The following is a 17,478-nucleotide window of genomic DNA, read 5'->3' as shown; positions in this document are numbered from 1 at the left end:
TTTCTCCTCGCCTTCCACTAGGAGGCCGGGACGAGGGGTTCTCCCGTCGCCCCGGCCTCTGCCACTTAGCTCAATCAAATGCCTTTACGGAGCCGACGCCTCGACCGTCTAAGATGCTCTTTCATGCGTGCTCGCGCTCCCTTGGCCTCGATGGCGCCATGACGGCAGAACGTTTATTGAGCGCCTCTTCGCCCGAGATTGGCTCCCGAGGTTACGGAATTCCGGCTCTTCCACCCTTGAACCGAACCTGTCACCTCACCGTCCCGCCGGATCCTCTCCGCTTAGCTGGGCGCTGAGCAAGGTGCCGCCCTCCCACCGGCTAGCGCCCTGCTGGTAGTAGGCACCCACGATCTCGTCTACGGAAAGCGCGGCAAGCTCATCCACCGGGGACTCGAATAGACGCAGCTCGGCATCAGCAGCCCACGGACGGCCGCTCTCCAGCTCGACCTCACTGTGTACGACGAGCTCGTCGAGGCTGTCGGGCCCACCCATTTCAATGGACCTGAGCAAGCGGCTGTGCAGCAATGGTCGACTAGTTACCGACGGGCCGCGGTCAACCTGCTCGCGCAAAGTGAATCGGGCCTCTGCCAGTCGATGGTCGGCGACGGCCAGGCTTGCGCCGAAGCGACCACCCGGCTCCACGCGCGGCGCCGGCCCAAACGGGAACGGTCGGGTCATGCGGACCGAACCAATCTTCTTCGGATACCCCATGTGAATGCCGCGACCGAGGGAGAAATCGCGGGTTACCCAAACGTAGGCGATCCGCGTGTAGAGAACCCCCCGATACCGTGCCTTGACTGCTAGCAAAGCCTCCCCGTACTGGGACCGGATCGGGTCGAGCAGTTCTTCCCCTCCTTCAGAGCAGGACTGGACATCGGTGAAGACCATTGCCACAAGACCGGGGTCGTCCTCATCCAAGGCCAACTGCTCGGGCAGCAAAGCACGAACATTGTCGGGATTTGTACGGTACTCTACAGTCGCCGCGGTGGCTGAGTAATACCAAGGCGGCGCGGGGATCAGACTCGCACGTCCCTTCGGAGAACGCGGAAATAGAAAGCCATTGGGCTCGGTCATGATGGGTTCCTCTTTCAGGTGGTGCGCTGCCGCTGTGTCAGGAGGGGCAGCGCAATCATGTTGTCAATTGCTTCGGCGGTCGGCGCTTACTCGCTGACCAGTTCCTTGGTCCGGCCTTGGGCGGCATTAAAAAGTGGTGTGTCGGGGGTTCCCGTGGTCCGCAGAGTGATGACGTTCTGGGCTTGGATGCGGACGTATTCGGCATGGCTCCGTTCAGAGAGGAATGCCACGTGGGGGGTCACGAGGATCTTGGGGTGGCCGATGAGTGGATGTCCCTGTGGTGCAGGCTCGGTTTCGAGGACGTCCAGGGCGGCACCCCGGAGGTGGCCGCTGTCGATGGCGTCCCGCAGGGCGGAGCTGTCGACAAGTTTTCCCCTGCTGACGTTGACCAGGACACTGCCGGGACGCATCGTGGCTAGTGCTTCGGCGTCGATGAGGTGGTGGGTGGCCTCGGTGAGTGGGACGTGGAGCGAGACGACTGTCGATGTGCTGAGAACCTCTTGGAGGCTCGTGCGCCGTATCCCGTCACGTTCGAGGCTGGCGGTGGTCTGGGCTGTTTCGGGCAGATATGGATCGTAGGCGATGACTTCGCCGAACAAAGGGCTGGCGATCGCGCCGACGCGGCTTCCGATTCTCCCGAGTCCGATGAGCCCGAGGCGCTGTTCGCTCAGCCGAGGAATAGCAGCCTCAGGCCGGGCCAGCCAGTCTCCCCGGGTGACATTGTCGTGGAAAAAGGGCAATTCCCGAACCATGCTGAGGGCCATAGCTAGGGCGTGGGTTGCGACTTCTTCAGCCGAGACTCCGGGAAGCGCGGTAACCCATATCCCTCGCTCTCGGGCCGCGTTGATGTCGACCTGGTCGGTGCCCATGGAGCAGAGGGAGATGATCTTCAGATCCGGCAGGGCGTCCATCATCGCGGCGGTCAGGCGGGCGTAGCTGATCAGGAGGGCTTCGGCTCCTTGGGCTCCTTGGATGATCTTTTCGGGGTCTTCGGTCGCGAGGTATTCGACCCGGTAGCCGTTCTCCTCGAGGAGGGCGACGCCCGCGGAGAATTCCATGTCCTCCAGGTCTGTGTAAACCGCCAGAGGGCGTGTATCAATGGACATGGCTGAGGAATCTCCTAGTGCGCTCGTGTTGGGGGTTGTCGAAGAATTCGTCGGGGGGCGCCGCTTCAACGATGACGCCCTCGTCGAAGAGGGTGACTTCGTCCGCCACCCGGCGTGCGAAGCTGACCTCGTGGGTCACGACGATCATCGTCATACCGTCGTGGGCGAGGTCTTCCATAACTTTGAGTACCTCGCCGACAAGCTCGGGATCGAGAGCCGAGGTCGGTTCGTCGAAGAGGAGGACGGCCGGGTTCATGACGAGCGCGCGGGCGATCGCGACGCGCTGCTGTTGCCCTCCCGAAAGCTCCGACGGGTAGTGCCCGGCACGGTGCTCGAGGCCTACGCGGTCGAGCATGGCCATCGCGAGTTCTTCGGCCTCCTTGTGGTGGACGGCCTTGACGGCAGTGAGGCTGAGCGCGACATTGCGCACCGCGCTCAGATGCGGGAAGAGGTTGAACCGTTGGAACACCGTCCCGATCGACTGCCGCTCGCGGGCGAGGACCCGTTCGGGCTGGGCGTGACCGCGGGCGTTGGGACCTCCGATGGGATTGCCATCCAGCAGGATGCTGCCGCTGTCTGCCGGCTCGAGCAGCGCCATGAGCCGGAGCATCGTCGATTTGCCCGAGCCGGACGGGCCGAGCACTGCTTTGACCTGCCCCCGGCCGATGCTGAAATCAACGCTCTTGAGCACGGACTGGCCGTGATAGGCCTTGGCCAGCTCTCGGACCTCGAGCAAAGGACCACGAGAAGTGGTGGCACTCATGCGTTCGCTCCTTTCTTGACGGTTTCCTCGACCGCGGGCTTGCCCACCCGTTCCTCAACCGCAGGCTTGCCCACCCGGGCGGGGGCCTTCCGCGACGTCCAGAGAAACTTCTTCTCGGCGGCACCCTGGATGAGGGTTAGGACCGAGACGATGATCAGGTAGTAGACGATGGCGACCGTGTAGTACTCGGCGTAGCGGAACGTGACGTTGACCGCAATTTGGGCCGTGGTGAGCAGTTCTTGGAGTGAGATCACGGAGGCCAGCGAGGATAGCTTTATGAGTCCGATGAACTCGTTTCCTGTCGGAGGGAGCGCGATGCGCACGACCTGCGGGAGGATGACCTTGGTCATCACCTTGGACGGGGACATCCCGAGAGCCCTTGCCGCAAGGTACTGCCCCTCATCGACGCTCAGGAGCGCCGAGCGGATGATTTCGGCCATGAACGCAGCCTCGACGATGCCGAGACCGACGAACGCCGCGAGGAACGGCGAGAACCACTCCTGGCGCAGTACCGGGAAGAGTTGCGGCAACGCATTCCAGATGATGAGCAGCACAAGGAGGGCCGGGATCGCCCGGAATAACCAGATGTACGCCGACGCGGCGGCTTGCGCCCACCGCTTGCCCGAGGTCTTCCCGAGGGCCAGCGTGAAGCCGATGAGCGTGGCGAGGATAAGGGAGAGCACCCCGACACCGACGGAAAGCAGGGCGCCCTTGGCGAAGTCGGGGCTTGTGAGCTGTTGGAGGAGTATTCCGACGTCGAATTCCATGGTATTTCTCCTTCTGGGCCAGCGTCAGCCGACGTCAACCATGGACTTGTCGAGCTTGTACTGCTCGGCGATCTTGGCAAGGGTCCCGTCCGCGCGCAGGGCCTTGATGGCCTCGGCTACGGGCGCCGTAAGCGTGTCGCCCTTGCGGGTGTACATGCCGGTATTGATGTCCTGCGGGTAGCCGCCGCGGACTGCCACGAGCTTGCCTTGGTTCTGTGACGCTATGTATGCGGCGTCAACGTCAGTTTCGACGAGCGCGTCCGCCCTGCCGTTGAGCACGGAGAGGACGCTCTCGGAAACCTTGGGGTACTCAAGGAGCTTGGGTGCGGCTTTGCCCAATGCCGCACAATCAGGTGCAAGAGACTTGACCCTCCCAGCATTCGCGGTTGAGGCCTGGGCGGTTACGGACAGTCCGCAAAGATCGGTGGGCTTCGTGAACTCATTCTGCTTGGCTGTGCTCGTGACGATCATGGGGCCGGTTTTCGTCACAGCAGCGGCGTCGAACGTGGCGAGGCGGGTCTCATTGATGTATAGGCCGCTGAGGAGGACATCGCAGCGCTTGCCTTGAAGGCCAGGCAGGAGGCCGTCGAACGCGCTCACCGCAAACTTAGCCTCAAGGCCCCAACGCTTGGCAAGGGCGCGCGAGACGTCGGCGTCAAAGCCAATGACGTCACCGCTCGAGCCGTTCTCGTAGTAGTCCATCGGTGGAGACTCCGGGTCTGTGCAGACTGTGAGCTTGCCCGCCTCGATCAGCCCGGAAGGAGCGGTTCCCCCGGACGAAACCGATGACGCCGTGGACGGGCCAGAACACCCAGCTAGGGCAATGAGGGTCGCGGCAGCTGCACCCGCGACGACGGAAAGAGGTAAACGCATTGTGGACTCCAATTGAGGGGGCTCGAACAGCGAGCCGAGAACGTTGGGCCGAAGTGGCGATAATCACACGATAGCGGGACCAACCCACTCGAGCAAGCAGTTTTCCAGTATTTATGTTTATAAACTGCATATATGACTCCAAAATGAGGACTAAGGATCAAAATCATCACTGATTGGTGCCATCCAATGCAGTCCTGCATATACTGGGTAAGAACCAAAGGAGGACCGTGACTAACGAGACCATCGACGAGGGCATTTTCCTTGCACTTCAGCAGGACGGCCGCGCTTCTTTCAGCGACCTTGCCCGGCGGCTGGGTATCCCGCGGGCGGTGGTTGCCGCCAGATTCGGAGAGCTGACCGCCTTCGGTGGCCTCAGGATCGCAGCCGCCGTGCACCCTCGCGTGCTTGGGTTCGATGCAATGGCCCGGCTCGCCGTCGAAACTTCACTCCCCACAGCGGAAGTAGCCGCGCCAATCAAGGACATGGGCGGCTGTCACTTCCTGTCCCTCGCGACCGGCCGCGCCGGCATAGTCGCAGAGTTCACACTTCCTTCCATCGCGGACCTCTACGAACGGATCGATCAGATCCGACGACTGCCAGGGGTCGAAAGAGTCGACACCCATATTTACCGCGAAATTGCCAAGAGCCAGCTCATCAGCACCGCTCCCCCCGCACCAGGCATCACGATCGATCAGACGGACCTCGGACTCATCGCGATCCTCCAGGAGGACGGCCGAGCCGGATTCAACGCGCTCGGAAACGCTGTCGGGCTTTCAACCAACGGTGCGCGTACCCGCGTCATGCGCCTGATCAGCTCGAACGTCATTCGCATCGCTGCCACCAGGCTGCGCACCGGCTCCCTCGCGGTAGGGTTCGGAATCAGGACATCCGGGCTACACGACGACGCTGTCGCCTTCTTCTCAGCACTTCCGGGAGCCGAATTCGTCGCCACATGCATCGGACGGTACGACTTCATAGCCACCGTCGTACTCGAAACAGCCTCCCAGTCGCTCAACGTGCGCGACGACGCTTTGCGCCTCCCGTCCGTGCGCTCGGTCGATTCGTGGGTGCACACATCCATCATCCATGAGCGCTACGAGCGCACCTTCGAGCCCCAGACCCAGAGTGATACCACTCTGACCGACGGCCAGCACGCATGACCAAACCCGGACGATCAACCCTCCGCCGCGCTGCCACCTGGCCATCCTCTCCGCCGTTCTTGGCCCCTCGCTGGGAGCCATCCGTGCCAGTCTGAGGTGGATGCCGTCCCATCCCTTGCTTGCCCAGTTCGGCAGGACCGACCAGGGAACGCCGTCGGGGGCGTACACATCCAGTCGTACCTGTCACCCGCCCTGTTGCCATCCGCAACGTCCCGGTTACTTGCGTCTTTCGTGTGTCTCCCCGTAGGGGACATCTCCGCTGACAGTGACGGTGTAGCTGGTGTAGCTGTGCTGGGTGACGAGGATTCCGTGGCGGTACTCCTTCATGGCGTGTTCGCGGGCGATCTCGACTGCGGTGTTCAAGTCATTTTCGATGCTGTCCGGGTCGTGTGCACTGATTTCCAGGACGAGGTCCGAGTGGTGCTTGATCATGAGGTCTCTTTCTCTGCGGTTGTCGGGTTCACCGTGGGCAAAATCTGCCGTTTCGGCGAAGCGCGAGCCGGCTCAACGTGGTCATTTGTGGCACTCCGCCCGTCCCACGGTCCCGCAATCGACGTCAACCGTCGCCCTCACGGTTGCGGTTGGGAAGTCAGGGCGGAAGCCGCCAGAGATAGGTCGCTGGCCGAGTCCGTATGGAAGGTAGCGCAACCATATGGAACACCGGCTGATTTCAGACGACTCAATTTGGCAGGCCCCACGTTTTGTGTCTTCCATGTCGCCGCATGGTTATGGAATTCGATTTCGGAAGCGAGAAGCGGTGAGCCCTTTCAGGGCCAGCGCGACGAGCCTGCGGTTCGCATTCGCCCTGAGACGGCTTTGCGGGTGAGCGGCGAGGGAAAGAAGGAACAACGGTGCAACCCTGAGGAGGCGCCCGGGTGGCGTGCCAGACGGCGGCTGACCAGGGAGGCCATGGTGTCTCCCTTGGTCAGCACGCTGTCCAGCTCGAAGAGGGTGATGTCAACCATCACTCTCGTCACGGATTCGTCTATTGCAGGATGGCGTCTGCTTCGATTTCGACCAGTAAGTCGTCGGCGGCGAGGGCGCCGACCTCAACCACAGCTGTCACGGGACGGATGTCGCCGAAGATTTGACCGTGGACGGCGCCGACGGCGTCGAAGTCTTCGATGTTGGTCAGATAGATCCTGGTACGGACGACGTCCGCGAACGAGCCGCCGGCCTCGATGAGGGCGGTTTCGATGCGGTCGAAGATTTCGCGGGCCTGGGCGGCAGCGTCGTTTCCGCCGACTGCTCCGTTGCTGGAGCCCGCGGTGGTTCCGGCTACGACGATCTGGTTTCCGACGCGGACTGCGCGGGAGTAGCCGAGGATTGGTTCGCGGGCGGATCCGGACGAGATGTTCTGGCGCTGGTTCATGCTTTCTCCTGATTGAGGGTTTGCCCGGCGGGCGCCGGACATGGTCCAGCCGTGCCCCCACGAGTGGGGCACGGCGCCGGCGAGGGCCGGTGGCTAGTTGGCGAGGCCGATGGTGACGGCGCCGTCGTTCCAGTTGATCTGGCTGAGGAGGCTGGACGGGACGCGGAAAACCCGGCCGGGTGCTGCGGGCCACCAAAGCCGCTTTCGGGCAATGACGGTGCCGTTTTGGCGCAGGACTACTTCGGGGAACGGGACGTACGTATCGCTCCAGAGCAGAAGCCGACGGCGGGGCGGTGCGGGGTCGTGCTGGCGCAGAAGGGCTGGCGCCACCCACCTGAACGGGGCATCGGCCGTGAGACTTAGCGGTGCGCCGGCTGGCCGGTCGCCCCTGAGGTAGTTGACGACGTGCTCGGCTACGGCCGCGCCGTCGAGGGCCGCGACGTCGGCGGTATCCACCGGGTGCAGCATGTTGCCGATGGCAAAGATGCCGGGTTTGTTGGTCCGCAGTGCCGCGTCCACGACGGGTGATTTGCTGACCGGGTCGATGTCGACGCCGGCCGCCCGGGCGAGTTCGTTGTCCGGGATCCAGTCGCCGGTGAGGATGACGGTGTCGCAGTCGACGATCCGTCGTTCGCCGGTGTCGATGTTCTCGATCTCCACACCTTGGACGTTCGGTTTTCCGATGATCCGTGTGACCCTTGTTCGTGTGGCCACTTTGGTGCCGAAGAACAGCTTCCCCGGTCCGCTGAATAGCCGGTAGGCGTCGGCCTTCGGGTATTCGGTGGTCATCAATACCGTCTTGCACTTGACGTGCTTGAGGCTCATGGCAGCTGACCAGCTGACCAGTTCGGCACCGACGATGACAGCCCGTTGGCCGACCTTGCCGTGCTTAAGGTGGACGATGTTCTGCAGGTGCCCGGTGGTGTAAATGCCCTTGCCACGGTCCCCTGGAATGAGCCGGGCGGGGCGGGGCCGTTCCCTGGCGCCGGTGGCGAGAATGACTACCTTCGCATCGACCCGCACCCGGCCGTCAGGCATCGTGACGTTGACGGACCGCTCACCTGCCCAGTCCGTGACCGTGGCGTTGGTGAGGATCTTCGCGCCGGCGGCGGTGGCCTGCTCCCGCAGGATCCGGGCGTATTTGGGGCCGTCGATGAACTTGCCCATGTCACGGATTCCGTAGCCAGGGTGGTCGCTGTGCCGCGGGATGCCGCCAGCGACACCTTCCCGTTCAAGGACGAGGACTTCGCCGCTCACCCGCGGAGCCAGTTCGGCTGCAGCCCGCAGCCCGGACGGTCCGGCGCCGATGATCAGGACGGTCGGGGTCAGGACCGTTCCGTTGGTGCTCACTTGGTGACCTCCATGCTGGCAACCTTTGCCTTCGGGTTAACGGGGACATTGGCGCTCTTGCCGCGGGATTCGAGCAGCTCGGTTACTTCCGCGCCGCAGAAGAAGCCCTGACACCGGCCGTTCTGGGCGCGGGTCCGGCGACGGAGTCCGTCCAGTGTGCACGGCGGGATCGGGGAACTGAAGGCGTCGCGGATTTCACCGGCGGTGACACGTTCGCAGAAGCACACGATCTTCCCGTACGCAGGATCTTCCGCGATCCTCGCTGCGTCCTGATAGGGGCGGATGAAAGCTTCGCCGATGTTGGGCATGTGCGGTGGTTCGGGCAAGTTGTCCCGCTCCACCAGCTGGATGGCGCCTGATGCCCTGAGGAGTTCGTCGACGTACTCGGCAACGGCGATGCCGGAGGTCAGGCCGGTGGATCGGATGCCGCCGGCGATCACGTACCGCTGTTCGGTGTCGACTTCGATGAGGTAGTCGGGGTAATCGCTGGCTGCGCGAAGTCCGGCGTAGGTGGCCGTCACTTCTTCTTCGAGGAGTTTGGGCATGATCTTTTCCCCCTTGCCCTTCAGGAAGGCGAAGCCGCGCTCGGACGTTCCCGTGTCGGTGCGGTCCTTGAGGTCCTCGGCTGTGGGGCCCAGCATCACGTTGCCGTAAATCGTGGGGCTAACCAGCACACCCTTGCCCAATGCCGTTGGCACCGGGAGCACGATCTTGTCCACGAGGGGCCGTGCCTGCTTGTCGTACACCAGCAGCTCGCCGCGTCGGGGGGTCAGGTGGATGCGGTCGTAGCCGAAGAGCTGGTCGATCGTGTCCCCGCCCAGTCCGGCGGCGTTGATGACCCAGCGGGCGCTGATCCGGTCGATGCTTGTGTAAAGGTGCGTGACGCCGTCGACCCGCTCGATGCTCACGACGCGGCGTCGGAGCAGGAGCTCCGTTCCGCGCTGGACGGCGTCGGTGGCCAGGGCAAGGTTGGTAGTCCAGGTGCAGATGATGGACTCGTCCGGGACGGAGAGCCCGGCCAGGGCGCCCTCGCCCAGGTGAGGCAGAATCCGGTAGATTTCCGCCGCGTCGATGATCTCGGTCTTGGCGTATCCGTTTTGCTCGGCCTTTACCTTCAGTCCGGGCAGGGCGTCGCGCTGCTCGTCGTCCCACGCCACAAGGATGGCGCCGGTGTGTTCGACCGGAATTCCTGTCTGCTTGGCGTAGTCGGAGAGCAAGTGGTACCCCTCGTGCACCATCCTCGACTCAAGGGTTCCGGGCTTTGCGTCGAATCCTGTGTGCAGGATCGCGGTGTTGGCCTTGCTCGTCCCGTCCCCCACGTCTTCGCGTGCGTCGAGGAGCGCGACGCTGAGCCGGTACCCGGCCAGCTTCCGTGCGATTGCTGAGCCCACGATGCCGGCGCCGATCACGGCGACATCGTAGGTTTTGCTGTGGGTGTTGCTCATATGGGTGTTCTCCTTCGTCACCGGGTTGCCTCGACGGCGGTTGCCCACCGCGCGCGGAACTCGGCTGCTTGGTCTGCCGACCACTTCGGTTCATAGACAGTGCTGGGGCTCCAGGGAACGACGGCGTCCTGGAGCGGGAGGGATGGTTCAAGGGCCACTCTGGCCAGGGCTGCCGCGCCCAATGGCGTGGCGTGCTGGGAGGGGTACACGTCGATTTCCATCTGCATGAGATCGGCGACTGCCTGCATCAGAACACGGCTTTGCGTCAGCCCGCCGTCGGCCCGCAGCCGCTGGAGTGGCTGGCCGATGTCTGAAGCGACGAGGGAGCCCAGCTCGGCGACTTGCGCGGCGATACCCTGCAGGACAGCGAGCACGATGTGTTCCGGCCCGGTGGACAGGGTCATTCCCGTGAGGGAGGCTTTGGCTTCCGGGCTCCACCATGGGGCGGCCAGGCCGGCGAAAGCAGGGACGCTGAGCACGCCGCCGGAGTCGGTGGCGGCTACGACGTCGAGCTCTGAGGCTGACTTGATGAAGCCCATTCCTTGGAGCCACCTGACGGCCGACGCTGCGGTGTACACCTGCCCGTCAAAGCAGTAGGTGGGTTTGTCTTTGACAGTCCAGGCGACCGACGCGGCGAGCCCGGCCGTCGAGCGTGTTGCCGACGTTCCGGTGTTCGCCAGCAGGAACGCCCCCGTGCCGAAGGTGCACTTCGCTTCGCCGGCTTCGAGGCAATTCTCGGCCAGGAGGGCCGCCTGCTGATCCACAATGAGACCGCCGACGGCCATCATCCCGCCGAAGGCACTCGTTGAGCCTGCGATCGCGTCGGACGGCAGAATCCTGGGGAGCTTTTCGTCGCCGAGTTCGAACAAATCCAGCAGTTCATGATCCCATTCCGTACTGTCCAGACTGGTCGTGAGGGACCGGCTGGCTGTGCTGACGTCGGTGACGAATTCCCCGGTCAGCTGGTGGATAAGCCAGCTGTCGGAGGTGGTCACCACACCGTCCCGGGTGACGTTCTTCCGGATCCAGGCCTGTTTGGGGGCAGAGAAGTACGGGTCGAGGACGAGTCCGGTGCGGCTTGCGAATTCGTCCCGATGGTCAGCGAGGCCGGCGCAGATGCTTTCGGCGCGCCGATCCTGCCACACGATCATGTTGGATAGGGGCTTGCCCGTCGCCGGGTCCCAAGCCAGGACGGTTTCGCCTTGGTTGGCGATGGTGACGATATCGATCAAAGCACCGGACTGCGCGACGGCAGCCCTTCCGGTTTCGAGGACGGAATCGAGCAGTTCCTGTGGGTCCTGCTCGACGCCGCTGCCGGGCAGGTAGTGCGGCCGGACTGCTTGTTCGGCCAGGCCTTGGATTTTGCCGCCGCCGTCGACGACGACGGCTTTGGTTCCGGACGTGCCCTGGTCGATGGATAGAACGGTGGTCACTTGCGATGGGCCCTTTCGGAATGTTTGACGTCGGCGTCCAGCTCGGCATCGATCGAGTGCAGATCGGGCATGGCGAGTCCGGACGGACCGCCCCGGCGGATCAGCAGGAAGACCAGGTAGACAGCACCGATGGCCACCATGATGGCCACGTACAGCCAAGAGTTGATGAAGGATGCATCCCTGAAAACAGACAGCATGAAGATCAACCACACGGCGGCGAGGATGATGACTGGTACCTCGAACTTGCCCAAGGTGAATCCCTTGCTCGAGGGAAGGCTCTTGCGCTTGACGATATACAGAAGGACCGTAGCCGCATAGATGACCGCGGGCAGCAGGGTCGCGGCACCGAAGAGGCTGAAAAGCGCGTCGGTCTGGAAGGCGAAGAGGCCCAGGATCAGCTCACCAAGAACAAACATGAGCCCGGTTGCCGCCGTCGGGGTCCCGAAACGCGGTGACACCTTGCGCCACACCGCGTGGCCCGGGAAGCGGTCGTCGCGGGACATGGCCCACACGAGCCGGACTCCGGTCATGAGGATCACCATGCCGCAGGCAAAGATTGCGACGACGACCATCACCAGCAGCGCGGTGCCTACGACCGGTCCGAGAACACGGTTGATGACGTCGGCAACGGGAGTTCCGGACCCTGCCAGGGTTGCGGGATCGCCGGCCAGCATGGTGATCGCCAGGAGGAAGAGGAAGCCCAGGATGCCGGAAGCGAGCACGGCTTGCCACATGGCGCGGGGCACCACCCTGGCAGGGTCCTTGGTTTCTTCGGCGAGGTTGGCGGCGGATTCGAATCCCACGATCGTGAACGCGCCCAGCAAAGTCCCCATCATCCAAGGCCCTACGTGGAGCAAGGACCCGACACTGAAGTAATCCTGCGCCGGGAGGGAACCCGTGGAGAACAGATTGCCCACGTTCAGTTCCTTGGCCACTGCGCCGACGACGATGAGCAGCACGACAAGCATGATCATGCCGATGAGTTCGGCCGAGACGGCGAAGTTGTTCACCCTCTCTGTCCACCGCGTGGAAAACGCAACCAACACGGCCTGCAGGGCCAGCACAATGCTGGTGATCAGCCAGGCGTTCGCAGGGGTTCCCTCGTAGCCGAGGAGAACAGGCAGGACCGTTGACGCGATGGTGTAGTCGACCGCGACCACCACGATTGCGAGGAACGTGAAGGAGATCCAGCCCATGATCCAACCCAGCACCGGGTTGGCCAAGCGCGACATCCACTGGTACGAGTAGCCGGTCACCGGGATGCGGGCGGCCAACGAACCGAAGATCAGCGCGACCATGAGTTGACCGACCGTGACGATCGGCCAGGTCCAGATACCCGCCGGCCCGGAGCTGTTGAGGACCGCGCCATAGGTAGTGAAAATACCCGTGGCTATGGAAACGAACGCGAAAGCGACAGCAAAAGAGGCGAATTTGCCCGTTCCGCGCTTCATTTCCTGCTTGTAGCCGTACTCTTCCACGTCTGTATCCGTGCCCGGCACGATACTGCCTGCCGCTAAGGGGTTGTGTGTCATTGGAGCGAATGTCCTTCGATGAGTGCCCGCCGGAGCGTCGTTGCTGGGTCAGGCCGGGCGCGGGGTGTTGGTTCGTTGGAAATTGGTTGTTCCGTGGTGCCTCATGTTCATGGCGACATGACAGCGGCCGGGTACGGCCTACGGGGCGGGGGACCCACGTGCATTGGAATCGCATCCATCCGTTCTGTGGATTTATGCGGATTCATAAGGAAAAGTATGGATCTGCGAGACCCGTGCGTCAAGGGGTAATTGTTGCGGGCGTCGCAATCGCTCAGCTTTTCCTTAGTTTTATGCGGATCTGTGGCAAAAATCGACCACACACATGTCCACATAATTCCACGATTGCCTCCTCGAAATCCGAACGAAGAGCGCAAGCGAGCGACCCTTGGAGGCTTACTTCTTCCCGGGCGGAGGGTCTTGGGTGAGGCCTAACATTTGCTCGGCTTAAACACAGATACCCCGCACTTTCGTACGGGGCATCTTCATGTGCAGTCGGAGCGGGCCCGGATCGGCCGGATTCGAGTGGCCGCGGGGTCGGCCGGAACTATTCGGAGAACTCCCCCGGGCTGCCGCCCTGGAAGACTTCAAGTCCTGCGTCTTTCAGAGCCTTGATGCGGGCACTACTGGCCTTGCTATCGGTGACTACCCCTCGAATTTCGTCCAGGTCGCAGACATGTCGGACAGCAACGCGTCCCAGCTTGTCGCCGACAGCCAGGACGTAGGTCTTCGCGGACTTTTCAATCATCAGTTGCTTGATTGCCACGTCCTCAGATGAATAGTCGGTGAGGCCTGCCCGGACATCCAGTCCTCCGGCGCCCAGGAATGCCCAGTTAGCGTTGAAGCTTCGGACCTGGGCAAGGGCGTCCGGGCCGTATGTTGTCATCTCCCCAGCGCGCACACGACCGCCAAGCACATACAGTTCGACCTGCGGACGGTCACTGAGGATGGATCCCACCACCAGGCTATTAGTGATGACGATTCCGTGGAACGTTGGGGAGAGTGCCCTCGCCGCGGCTTCCACCGTTGTGCCGACATCGAGAAAGATCGTGTCGGCATCCTCGACCAGCGCAGCAGCTGCCGCTCCGATCTCTTCCTTCTCCCGCGGGTTTTCCATAGAGCGATTTGCCCTGTCGGGTTCGCTATCTGTCACTTTGACGGGAGGCATGGCCCCGCCGTGGATGCGTTTGAGCTCCCCGGAGCGCTCCAGGGCCATGAGGTCCCTGCGCACGGTTTCTCCGGACACAGACATCATGGATGCAATGTCGGCGGGCCTCAGGAATTCCCCTTCGCTCACGAGTTCAAGGATTCTTCGGCGCCTGACCTCGGGCGGCTCCTTCATTGGACTAACCATCGCCTTCAGCGCCCTCTACTCATTGGGTCCTGCCCGGCTTCGCCGGTGCACCGGTGCATCGGCTGGGGCCAGCTTTGGCTTAGCCAAAGCTGTTATTCAGGATGCATTTCTGTGTGCATCATACGAATTTGCAACAATTTCCACAACATGCCAACCGGACGCTTCCGAGGAGTATCAACCGCGGCCCACTCCCACGTCGGTCCTCCGGACGGCACGTGCGACAGGGTGGTAGTGAGGCGACCGTTCCAGTCAAGACTGGTTTCCTTGGCAGATTCACTTGTCGCCTCGCTCCGCTGCGTTCCTTCCCCTTCCCCAAGGTGGATGGGCTTTCATCCACCTTCGCAGGGCAAGGGCCAGGCGAAAAAGCTCCTCCGATGCGTAATGCTGGGCATCCCAGGAGGCGTAGAGAACGATGGTCACGGGCATGGCACCCGCGAAGGCCGGCACTGCTCGGAGATTGAATCGGACTGGTTCGGTCACAAGAGCAAATCCATGCCCGTTTGCGGCCAGGGCCTGCGCGATGGTTCCAGTAGATGCCTCCCTCACCAACGGGGTGGGGGCGAATTCAGCCATGGCACTCGTGACCGCTATCTGAACCCCGCTGCGCGGCACGATGATCCAGTCGTCTTTCAGTCGCTCAAGGTCGCCCCGCGAGTAATCGGGAAAAGGGCTTCCACTGGTAAACGGGGCTTGGACCATGATGGGTATCGTGGCAACGGCGAGCTGGCTCCGATGGCTCGGCGGCACCAGGGAACTCACAGCCATATCCACTTCGCGATCGAGCAGTTCGTCCACGCCGCTCGCCGGAAGCACTTCCAAATCCACAATCGGCGGATTGGTGTCGGCCATGAAAGGCGCCAGGACATCCTGGGCAGTCGAGTGAGGGCACGCAATCCGGAACGCGGATCGTCCATGGAATCTTGACTGCATTATCGCTTCGGCTCGCTCGAAGCGGGAAAGCACGTCGTCGCCGAGCTCGAGCAAGGTCTGACCCGCGGAGGTCGTCGCCATCCCTGTCGGAGTGCGGTGGAACAGCCGCACGGCCAGCTCGGCCTCCAGTCGGCTGATCTGTTTGGACAGCGCCGGTTGGGTGACGGACATCGCGGCAGCGGCTGCACTGACTGATCCAAGCCGGGCGACGGTGTTGAAGCACTCCAGAGCCCTCCGATCCATTCCTGAAGGTTATAGGAGGGGCGACAAAAAGTCATTAGACAGTTTGGTGGCTCAGGGCGAGGATTGATCTCAACCCAAAAATCACACTTCCGGTCACAAATGCAGAATATCTGTCGGAAGTCATCAAACAATCCTCAGGACGGTGACAAGGGTGGCACTAGAACTTCCCTCCGGACGGCGCATGGCCGTCAACATCGGGGTCGACTTTGATGCACACGCAACATGGATGGGAACATTCGGGCAGACGAGCCCCGGTTACCTCTCGCGTGGCGAATACGATGCGCTCGTTGGCCTTCCGCGGCTGCTCCAGGCGCTTCGCGAGAACGATGTTATCGGAAACTTCTTCACCCCGACCCACACCATGGCTACTTTCCCTGCTGCGTTCGAGACGGTCCTGGACAGCGGTCATGAAATCTCCGCGCACGGTTGCTGGCACGAGCCGATCATGAAAATCAGCCCCGCCGAGGAGCGACATTTGCTCGAACTGCAGATCCAGCAGCATGAGAAGCACGTCGGCAAGCGCCCGCAGGGCTATCGCTCGCCCGCCTGGGACTTCACTGACCAGACCCTGGGCCTGCTCGAAGAGTTCGGATTCGAGTGGGACTCCTCGCTCATGGGACGCGACTTTGAGCCATACCGGCCGCGACCGGTCACGATAGACCGCGAGAACGGCAACGCGTTCGGCGCCCCCAGCAGGATCCTCGAGTTCCCCGTGTCGTGGCACCTGGACGACTGGCCCGCGACAGAGCACGTCCCGGGAGTTAGCCAAGGCTTCGAGCCACCGGAGACGATCCATGCCCGTTGGAAGGCGCATATCGACTTCGCGTACACCCGCGTTCCAAACGCGCTCGTATCAATCACCGTCCATCCGCAGGCCATCGGCCGACCGAACTACCTGCTCATGTTCGAGCAATTCCTGCGCTACGTCGCAGAACTGGACGGAACGTGGTTCACGAACCTCAGCGCGCTCATGCCTTATTGGACCGATTAAGCGAACACCCCATCACAAAGAAGGAATGCAATGAAGCTCAGCCCTCGTATCAAGAAGCGGACCCTCGGAGCCGCCGCCGCGGCCTTCGCCATCGTGCTGCCCTTGGCGGCATGCAGCACCGGAGCAACACCCAGCGGGAGCGGGTCCACAGGAAACGGCAACAAGTTAAAGATCGGCGTCTTTATCCCGGCCAACAGCAACGCTTACCTCCAGTCCGAGGAGAAGGCCGCAAAAGAGGTAGGGAACGACCTCGGCGTAGACGTCACCGTTGTGACCTCGAACTGGAAGGCACAGGACCAGAACACGGCATTCCAGCTCGCGCAACAGCGAAAGACCTACGACGGGTGGGTCGTCAATGCGATCTCCCCGTCCGACCAGTGCAACGGGATCAAGCAGGCTGCAAATAGCGGCATCCCGATCATCATTGCGATCACCGCAATCTGCGGAGACACCGGGTACACTCCGGGAACCGTGGGGTTCGTGGGCGAACAGAACAAGACCGGATACACGAAGTGGTTCGACACCATCTTCCAGGACACGCCGCCCGGGCCAGTCTCGTTGATCACCGGGCCCAAGCTCGACTTCGTAACGGACACAACAACAGCCGCTGCCAAGGATGGTTTTGCCGCCCATCCGAACTTCAAACTCACCTCAATCGAGAACACCGACTATTCGACTGACGCGGCCTATAAGGCGGCGCAAACGTTCCTCAATGCCAACAATGGCCTCAAAGCCATCGCGAGTAACTACTCCGGAATGACCCGGGGCGTCGTCCAGGCAGTCAAACAGGCCGGCAAGAGCGACAGCGTCCTCATCTACGACAGCAACGGCGACAGTTGGACCAAGGACCAAGTGGGTGCGGGCACTATCAAGGCGGCTCTGCCGGGCATGCCTTACACCAACATCAAGCTCTCAATACAACTGCTGGTCGACAAAATCAAAGGCAAGAATGTCGCGAACGTGACGAACCCGCTGGACACTCTCACCTTCCCCGGCGCGCCGTTGATTACCAAGGACAACGTCAATCAGTGGAACCCCGAGTACTGATGTCAACGGTGGTGGGCGCCGATCATCCCGGCGCCCACCCC

Annotated in this window: 17 protein-coding genes; 3 read left to right on the top strand and 14 right to left on the bottom strand. The window is 62.4% G+C overall.

Going from position 1 to position 17,478, the window contains the following annotated elements; translation table 11 throughout:
• Positions 1-255 precede the first annotated feature (255 nt).
• The 5 genes from AC3WJU_RS05805 to AC3WJU_RS05785 all read right to left on the bottom strand — a co-directional run bounded on the left by AC3WJU_RS05805 (position 256) and on the right by AC3WJU_RS05785 (position 4,583).
• Positions 256-1,074 (bottom strand): acetoacetate decarboxylase family protein, encoded by an 819-nt coding sequence (locus tag AC3WJU_RS05805; RefSeq protein ID WP_461835476.1) that lies wholly within the window; start codon positions 1,072-1,074, stop codon positions 256-258.
• An 86-nt stretch (positions 1,075-1,160) separates the two neighbouring features.
• Positions 1,161-2,180 (bottom strand): C-terminal binding protein, encoded by a 1,020-nt coding sequence (locus AC3WJU_RS05800; protein WP_461835475.1) that lies wholly within the window; start codon positions 2,178-2,180, stop codon positions 1,161-1,163.
• Entirely contained in the window at positions 2,170-2,943 is a 774-nt protein-coding gene (locus AC3WJU_RS05795; protein ID WP_461835474.1) for an amino acid ABC transporter ATP-binding protein, read from the bottom strand. Before AC3WJU_RS05795 ends, AC3WJU_RS05800 begins: the two co-directional genes overlap by 11 nt.
• Positions 2,940-3,710: an amino acid ABC transporter permease gene (locus tag AC3WJU_RS05790; protein ID WP_461835473.1), complete on the bottom strand. Its 771-nt coding sequence runs from the start codon at positions 3,708-3,710 to the stop codon at positions 2,940-2,942. The genes AC3WJU_RS05795 and AC3WJU_RS05790 overlap by 4 nt, the downstream gene beginning before the upstream one ends.
• A gap of 24 nt (positions 3,711-3,734) precedes the next feature.
• Positions 3,735-4,583 carry a transporter substrate-binding domain-containing protein gene (locus tag AC3WJU_RS05785; protein WP_492259379.1) on the bottom strand — a complete coding sequence of 283 codons (849 nt, stop codon included), beginning with the start codon at positions 4,581-4,583 and terminating at the stop codon, positions 3,735-3,737.
• A 227-nt stretch (positions 4,584-4,810) separates the two neighbouring features.
• On the opposite strand from AC3WJU_RS05785, the gene AC3WJU_RS05780 reads away from it, so the two are divergent.
• On the top strand, positions 4,811-5,743 hold the full coding sequence (locus AC3WJU_RS05780) for an Lrp/AsnC family transcriptional regulator (protein ID WP_461835471.1): 933 nt from the start codon (positions 4,811-4,813) through the stop codon (positions 5,741-5,743).
• A 216-nt stretch (positions 5,744-5,959) separates the two neighbouring features.
• On the opposite strand, the gene AC3WJU_RS05775 is transcribed toward AC3WJU_RS05780, so the two are convergent.
• The 9 genes from AC3WJU_RS05775 to AC3WJU_RS05735 form a co-directional block, all read right to left on the bottom strand.
• The gene (locus AC3WJU_RS05775) at positions 5,960-6,175 is read right to left on the bottom strand and encodes a hypothetical protein (RefSeq protein WP_461835470.1); all 216 of its coding nucleotides are present in this window, start codon (positions 6,173-6,175) and stop codon (positions 5,960-5,962) included.
• Positions 6,176-6,510: 335 nt separating this feature from the next.
• Positions 6,511-6,708, bottom strand: coding sequence for a hypothetical protein (locus tag AC3WJU_RS05770; protein WP_461835469.1), 198 nt, complete (start codon positions 6,706-6,708; stop codon positions 6,511-6,513).
• Positions 6,709-6,728: 20 nt separating this feature from the next.
• A complete protein-coding gene (locus AC3WJU_RS05765; protein WP_492259378.1) occupies positions 6,729-7,115 on the bottom strand; it encodes a RidA family protein in 387 nt (128 codons plus the stop codon).
• Between the two features lie 93 nt (positions 7,116-7,208).
• Positions 7,209-8,465, bottom strand: a complete 1,257-nt coding sequence (locus AC3WJU_RS05760) for an NAD(P)/FAD-dependent oxidoreductase (protein ID WP_492259377.1) — start codon at positions 8,463-8,465, stop codon at positions 7,209-7,211.
• The gene (locus tag AC3WJU_RS05755) at positions 8,462-9,910 is read right to left on the bottom strand and encodes an NAD(P)/FAD-dependent oxidoreductase (protein WP_492259376.1); all 1,449 of its coding nucleotides are present in this window, start codon (positions 9,908-9,910) and stop codon (positions 8,462-8,464) included. The genes AC3WJU_RS05760 and AC3WJU_RS05755 overlap by 4 nt, the downstream gene beginning before the upstream one ends.
• Before the next feature lie 17 nt (positions 9,911-9,927).
• A complete protein-coding gene (locus AC3WJU_RS05750) occupies positions 9,928-11,343 on the bottom strand; it encodes an FGGY family carbohydrate kinase (protein ID WP_492259375.1) in 1,416 nt (471 codons plus the stop codon).
• Complete coding sequence (locus AC3WJU_RS05745; RefSeq protein ID WP_492259374.1) at positions 11,340-12,875, bottom strand: amino acid permease; 1,536 nt, start codon at positions 12,873-12,875, stop codon at positions 11,340-11,342. The genes AC3WJU_RS05750 and AC3WJU_RS05745 overlap by 4 nt, the downstream gene beginning before the upstream one ends.
• Before the next feature lie 544 nt (positions 12,876-13,419).
• Positions 13,420-14,214, bottom strand: a complete 795-nt coding sequence (locus tag AC3WJU_RS05740; protein WP_492259373.1) for a DeoR/GlpR family DNA-binding transcription regulator — start codon at positions 14,212-14,214, stop codon at positions 13,420-13,422.
• Positions 14,215-14,499: 285 nt separating this feature from the next.
• Positions 14,500-15,399: a LysR family transcriptional regulator gene (locus AC3WJU_RS05735; protein WP_492259372.1), complete on the bottom strand. Its 900-nt coding sequence runs from the start codon at positions 15,397-15,399 to the stop codon at positions 14,500-14,502.
• A gap of 151 nt (positions 15,400-15,550) precedes the next feature.
• Between AC3WJU_RS05735 and AC3WJU_RS05730 the strand changes: the two genes are divergently transcribed.
• Together AC3WJU_RS05730 and AC3WJU_RS05725 are read left to right on the top strand one after the other, a co-directional pair.
• The gene (locus tag AC3WJU_RS05730) at positions 15,551-16,390 is read left to right on the top strand and encodes a polysaccharide deacetylase family protein (protein WP_492259371.1); all 840 of its coding nucleotides are present in this window, start codon (positions 15,551-15,553) and stop codon (positions 16,388-16,390) included.
• Between the two features lie 30 nt (positions 16,391-16,420).
• Complete coding sequence (locus tag AC3WJU_RS05725) at positions 16,421-17,437, top strand: sugar ABC transporter substrate-binding protein (RefSeq protein WP_492259370.1); 1,017 nt, start codon at positions 16,421-16,423, stop codon at positions 17,435-17,437.
• Positions 17,438-17,478: the final 41 nt, after the last annotated feature.

The organism is Arthrobacter sp. FW306-1B-F12A, assembly GCF_058781865.1.
This window is presented reverse-complemented; position numbering and strand designations above follow the sequence as displayed.